Annotated in this window: 4 protein-coding genes; 3 read left to right on the top strand and 1 reads right to left on the bottom strand. The window is 59.4% G+C overall.

Annotated features, from left to right (window positions below):
- Positions 1–396 precede the first annotated feature (396 nt).
- Positions 397–1,854, bottom strand: coding sequence for an alpha-L-fucosidase (locus tag PA598K_RS17830; RefSeq protein ID WP_128658271.1), 1,458 nt, complete (start codon positions 1,852–1,854; stop codon positions 397–399).
- Between the two features lie 177 nt (positions 1,855–2,031).
- On the opposite strand from PA598K_RS17830, the gene PA598K_RS17825 reads away from it, so the two are divergent.
- The 3 genes from PA598K_RS17825 to PA598K_RS17815 form a co-directional block, all read left to right on the top strand.
- Complete coding sequence (locus PA598K_RS17825; protein WP_128658270.1) at positions 2,032–2,862, top strand: AraC family transcriptional regulator; 831 nt, start codon at positions 2,032–2,034, stop codon at positions 2,860–2,862.
- A gap of 279 nt (positions 2,863–3,141) precedes the next feature.
- Positions 3,142–5,616, top strand: a complete 2,475-nt coding sequence (locus tag PA598K_RS17820) for a DUF4832 domain-containing protein (protein ID WP_185602068.1) — start codon at positions 3,142–3,144, stop codon at positions 5,614–5,616.
- 174 nt (positions 5,617–5,790) lie between these two features.
- On the top strand, positions 5,791–6,416 hold a 626-nt coding region (locus PA598K_RS17815), incomplete at its 3' end, for an extracellular solute-binding protein (RefSeq protein WP_128658268.1).

Raw genomic sequence — 6,416 nt, 5'->3', positions numbered from 1 at the left:
ACATAGGTATCGTTATTCGGTCGCCAATCCCGGTTTTGACCGATGTCAAGAACATAGGTATTCTTATTTGGCTCGAACACCCCGGTTTTGCGGCTTTTAGTCACACATAAGGATACACACGTTCCCTCAACCCTCAAAAAACACCGAAATAGGCGATATAAGGTTATAGATGTTCCTTAGCACATGCAAAGCTGGCGTCTCACCCTGTCAGCCTCTCCCCTCCCACTTCCGCCACCCCGCCTCTTTCTCCCGACCTATGCCACACAACAAACGTTAAGCGCTGCAAAAAGCCGCTCCCGCTCCGCGAGCCGGGCTCGCGTACGGAAACGACCTTTTGCAGACGCTGATTTCATATCATGTCGACGGTTTCATGTCGACGGCTACATGGCTACGTGGCTACATCGTTGTAATTTTGAAGACCACAGGAAGCGCGCTTTGCACTTCCTTTGTCGTCAGCACCAGCGCTTCGTCCGTCCGCGTCCAGACCGGTTTTTCATCAAAGCCCAGGATCTCGATCTCCTCGATCACGCCGTGAAAATGGTGTCCTTTCTCCTTCAGCGTGCGGATGCGCACTTCGCCGTTGTCCGGATACACCAGCACGGTCGCGTACAGCACATGGCCTTTGCTAGTGAAGCGGATGTCCTCCGATGTGAACAGCTTGGCTTTGCCGTCTGTGAACTGACCCTCCTCAACAGCCGTAGGGCCTTCCCCGCTGGTCCGCCAATAGGAGGTGCCATAGATTGCTTCGCCGTTGACCGAGAGCCACTCCCCGATCGCGAGCAAGATATCGCGGTCCTCCTCCGGGATGCTGCCATCCGCTCGCGGACCGATATTCAACAGCAAGTTGCCGTTTTTGCTGACGATATCGACCAGCCCCTGAATCAGCTCCAGCGGCGACTTATAGTCGTTGTTGATGGTATGGCACCAGGAATTGCGCGCGACTGCCGTATCGGTCTGCCAGTAGTATGGCTTCATCTCGGCGAACTGTCCGCGTTCGACATCCGGCACCGCGCTCCCGAAGGCAAAGGCATCGTGCTTGTAGTTAATAATGCCCTGGAAGCCCTGGCTTGCCGTTTTGTTATAATAGTAGGCAGCAAGTTGTTGAAGATAAGGCTTGAAGGCCGTATGGTGGATCCACCAGTCGAAATACAGCACCCTCGGCATATACTTGTCGACCAGCTCGCAGCAGCGGATCAGCCAATCCTCCAGAAATTCCTGATGCGGGGGCGACGCGTACAGATCCTGGTGATCCGGCTCCGGCATCGCTGGCCAATAGAAATCTCCGCATTGCATCGGCTCCTGAATGTCAGAGGGGAAAGCCTTGCCATGCGACATAAAAAACCAATGCTCGGCTCGGTGAGTGGACGCGCAGAGCACCAAACCTTGCTTCTCGTAGGCCGCCTTCATCTCGCCTAGCAGATCGCGCTTCGGTCCCATCCCCGCCGCGTTGTACACCGATACATCGCTTTTGTACATCTGGAAGCCGTCATGATGCTCTGCCACCGGCATCACATAGCGGGCTCCCGAGCGGCGGAACAGCTCCGCCCATTCGTCCGCATCGAATCGGTCTGCCGTAAACATTGGGATGAAGTCCTTGTAGCCAAATTCGGTATGCTTGCCGTAGGTTGCGATATGATGCGCATATTCCTTGCTATCCTTGATGTACATATTGCGGGAGTACCATTCGCTGGAAAATGCCGGTACGGAATAAAGCCCCCAGTGAATGAAAATGCCGAACTTGGCTTCCTTATACCATGCCGGAACTTCAAAATGACGCAAGGACTCCCAATTGTCCTCATACGGTCCTTGTGCGATGACGGCTTGAATGTGCTCCAAATAAGCCTGCTTATCCATTATGTATCCTCCGTCCTTTCATCAGTTGAGGCTGAACGATCGTTGCATCAACGCATATCGCGCTACACCGTCATTTTATCAGGCTGGCTCGGCGTCCGACATGGGGCCTATTAACTTTTACTTGTCAAAAACTAACCCGTTTCTCGCCCATGAACCCATAAAGAGCAGAGGTGTCGCATGAAATCCCGCTATTTGCTGAACTATTATTTGTCCAACCTGCAAGCGGAGCTATTCCTGGCTCATTGCTCGACGGTGCACGACGGCTGGCGCGATATCGACTATACCCCCGACTACAGCAAGCTGTATTTCTTCCTGGAGGGCAGCGGCTGGGTCCGCATCGGCGACCAGGAGTTTTACCCGAAGCCCGGACAATTTTTGCTGATGCCGGAGGGCGTATGTCAGTCCTACTCGTATATCGGAGGCCAAGGCTACCGCAAATTTTGGTGCCATTTCTCAGCGAAAGTGGGCGAGATCAACCTGTTCCAGTTAATCGATCTCCCGTTCCTGTGTACGCCCCGGGACCCGGCGACGACGACCAGGCTATTCGACGAGCTGGTACATTACACGAACAGCCACGCGCTTAATGCCGGACTGCTGGCCAAAGCAAGATTGCTGGAGCTGCTCTCCCATTTCGTCAGCGAGCACGACCAGGAAGCTCTTACGCTCAAACACGCCGCCCCTGTGCAGCGGCTCAACGACATCCTCGATTATATCCACCGCCATATCCACCGGGAGCTTACGATTGCAGAGCTGGCGGCGCACGCCTGTCTGCACCCCAATTATTTCATCCGGATGTTCAAAGCGCATATGGGGATGCCGCCGATCCAGTACATCGGCCGCAAAAAAATGGACAAGGCGAAGGAACTGCTCGCCCAATCCTCTTATCCCATTGCCGAAATCGGCGAGATGGTGGGCTTCCGGGATATGTATCACTTCTCCAAGCAATTCAAAAAAATTACCGGCCTGGCGCCCTCCGACTACCGCAAGCAGCGGCTGGGCCAGGCTTGAGGCTGCTCGAACCGGCGCTTCCCTGCACCGACGCTTCCTTGCACTGGCGTATACGGCCTTCCGCTTCGCCCGCTGCCGCCCCCTTAACCAAGTAGACCGCAATGCCTTAAAATAGTAGACTCCAACCCGCCTATAATGGTGGCTGTAAGCATGCAAGGGCTTACAGCCACTTTTTTTTGTATGCGACTGGTCCGTCAAAGACAGCGCGGCGGGCAAGCCGCCCAGGCACCAAGGTTACGCGCAAGAGGGGTTACCATCAGAGAGGAGGGTTCATGTACGATGAGCAACCGATTCACCAAGACGGCAGGCCGCCAGACCGCCACCTGGCTCCTATGCGCCGCGCTGGTCGCGCCGGGCAGCGCAGCCGTCGGCACGCTCTCGCCGCAGACAGCTGAGGCAAGCGGCAGCATCCAGGCCGAGCGGGTACGCGTCACGCCACAGCAGACGAACGAGGTGCTGCACAATCCCGGCATGGGCTGGGTGCTGATCGACAACGCGATCCCCGGCCATATCGACGTCGGACGCACCGGCACCTATCCCGAGATCGACAATGTCGCCGTGCTCACCCACTGGGGCGAGCTGGAGCCGACGGAGGGGCAATACGACTGGACGCTGCTCGACGAATCGATCGATTATTGGGCCGGTTTGGGTAAGCGCATTCACTTCCGCATCTCCACAGACGCGATGATGATCTCCGGCTACGGCTACGCCAAGAGCGTGCCGGAATGGCTGTTCCAGCAGTACGGCGTCCCGTATCAGGAGCGCTTCGATCAGGGCTACACGTTCAAGCTGCCGGACTATACCGATCCCGTCTTCATGCAGAAGCTGGAGACGTTCCTGACGGCGTTCGCCGACCGCTATCGCGACGATCCCCGGCTCGATATCGTCGATCTGCGCGGTTACGGCACCTGGGGGGAGTGGCATAGCGGCCACGACTTCGACAGCTACGCCGAGCGCATCTCGACGCTGCGGACGATCGTCGACAAGTGGTACGACGCCTGGGACGGCGACAAGATCCTCGCGCTCTCCAACTCGTACGAGTGGCGCAGCGAGATGACGCCTGCGGTGAACAATCCGACCTCTTACGAGGAGTATATGAGCTGGTCGGCCTTCGATCACGCCCTGACCAAGCCCCATCTGACCTTCCGCCGCGACGGCGCTGCCGGCGCGCTGCGCACGTATGACCGGCAGCTGCTGGAGTCGTTTTTCCGCAGCAATCGGTCGCTGCCGCTGATCGCCGAGTTCTTCGGCACCTACGGCTACTACGTGGGCAACGGCTCGGGCTACTCCCCGGACGCTGCGCTGGAGGAAGCGCTGGAGCTCCACCCCAACTACATTACGATCATGGGCCATGACGGCGACTTCGGCGCTGCTGACTTCTACGACGAGCGGCCCGATCTGGTCGACGAAGGCAATCGGCGGATGGGCTACCGGCTCGTGCTCAATCAGGCGGAGTTCCCTTCGGCGGTCGAGGCTGGCGGCACCTTGGAGCTGCAGCAGCTCTGGTCCAATCTCGGCGTCGGCCGCAGCTATGTCAACTACCCGCTCAAGGTGTACCTGACCGACAGCAGCGGCAATACCGTCTGGAGCGGCATCGACGAGCGCTTCGAGATGACCGGCTTCGTCGCCGGCGAGATGTACGAGACGTTCTCACGCTTCGAGCTGCCGGCCTCGCTGGCAGCAGGCGCCTACGACCTCCGGGTGGCGCTGGTCGACGAGCAGGGCGATCCGGCGATCCGGCTGGCGATCGCTGGCGAGGACGCGCACAAGCGCTACACGCTCGGCACGCTGACGGTAGCCGATGACGCAGTCGTGCCGCCGGTCGACGACACGATCCGCGAAGCGTTCGAGGGCGGCTCGTTCGCCTCCTCCGACTATGTCGGCGGCTATCAGAGCGTCGGCGTCGTCACGAGTCAGCCGGGCCAGGCGATCGGCGGCGCTTCCTCCGCCTACGGCAGCGCGGCGCAGACCGAGGACTGGACCGAGTTCCTGTATAGCGATACCGCCAAGCTCGCTCTGGAGCCATCGACCACCTACACCGTCTCGTTCCGCTACAAGGGGACAGAGGCGCCGGGCGAGGACGGCTTCTATTACTTCCTGGCTCGCACGGGCAGCGGCGGCTTCGCTCACGACAAGGGCTTCACGACGTGGCGCGACGAGTCCGGCCTCGTCCGTACCAAGACCGTGACGTTCACGACAGACGCCGGCTTCCAGGACTATTACCTGATCTGGGGCTTGCGGAATGGCGGCGCGCTTGCCATCGACGATATCGTCGTCACGGCGCACCCTGCCACCGTCTACGACTCCTTCGAGGGCGGCGCCTTCGCTGCCTCGCGCTATGTCGGCGGGTATCAGGGCGCAGGCGTCATCTCCGATCAGCCAGGCCAGACGATCGGCGGCGCATACTCCGCCTACGGCAGCGCCGCGCAGACACAGGACTGGACGGAGCTCCTGTGCAGCGACACCGCCAAGCTCAAGCTCGCGCCGGCGACCACCTACACCGTCTCCTTCCGTTACAAGGGGACCGCACAGCCCGGAGCGAACGGCTTCTACTACTTCCTGGCCCGTACGGGCAGCGGCGGCTTCGCCCACGACAAGGGCTTCACGACGTGGAGCGACGATACCGGCCAGGCGGGCGTCCAGACGGTGACGTTCACCACGGACGCCGGCTTCCAGGACTATTACCTGATCTGGGGTCTGCACTACGGCGGCGCGCTCGCCATCGACGATATCGTCGTCACGGCGCACCCGTAAGCCATCCAGCTTCCTGGCGAGCGGCGACATCGCGATAGACGACATCAGCGTCATTCCGTTGCAGCTCGACTGACCTATAGGGGCAGAATTGCCTATATCACGGACGGCATCGCATGCGAACGACGCCAGTGCCGTCCCGAGCACCACATCTCATCCACACGGAGGCATAGATCGATGACAATTACGACACGCACACGCCAAATGGCGGCCATCCTGGCCGCAGGCGCTCTGCTCCTCTCCAGCGCTTGTTCGACAGACAACAACGGCGGCAACGGCACGACGCCCGCAAACAGCGGCAATACCGGCAGCACGAACGGTCCGGCCGTAACCGAGCAGGATACAAGCCCGCTCGGCAAATACAATCCGCCGATCGAGGTATCGGTCGTCGGCACGACAGGCACCAATGTCCTGTTCGCCGAGGGCGAGAGCATCGACGACAACATTATGACGCAGAAGTATCTGGAGATCCTCGGCATCCAGTTCAAAAACGAGTGGGTATCCGACGCCTCGCAAGCCACGGAGAAGCTCAATCTGGCGATCAACACGAACAATATCCCGGATGTAACCAAGGTCGATCTGAATCAGCTGAGCCGGATGATCGATCAGGATCAACTGGCCGACCTGACCGAAGCCTACGAGACCTATGCCTCGCCGCTGCTGCGCAAGGCGCTCGAATACGGCGGCGGCTCGGGGTTCGCACCGGCGCGTAAGGACGGCAAAATCTACGGCTTGCCGGTGCCCAACGACTACTACGAAAACGTAGCGATCATGTATATCCGCAAGGACTGGCTCGACAAGCT

The sequence above is a fragment of the Paenibacillus sp. 598K genome (assembly GCF_003851045.1).
GTDB lineage: Bacteria > Bacillota > Bacilli > Paenibacillales > Paenibacillaceae > Paenibacillus_D.
Note: the sequence above shows the minus strand (reverse complement) of the source record. Positions and strands in the feature narration are given on the sequence as shown.

What these genes read in the sequence shown, in the direction of transcription:
- PA598K_RS17830 (WP_128658271.1), bottom strand. Translation starts at nt 1,854, where the DNA reads ATGGATAAGCAGGCTTATTTGGAGCACATTCAAGCCGTCATCGCACAA.
- PA598K_RS17825 (WP_128658270.1), top strand. Translation starts at nt 2,032, where the DNA reads ATGAAATCCCGCTATTTGCTGAACTATTATTTGTCCAACCTGCAAGCG.
- PA598K_RS17820 (WP_185602068.1), top strand. Translation starts at nt 3,142, where the DNA reads ATGAGCAACCGATTCACCAAGACGGCAGGCCGCCAGACCGCCACCTGG.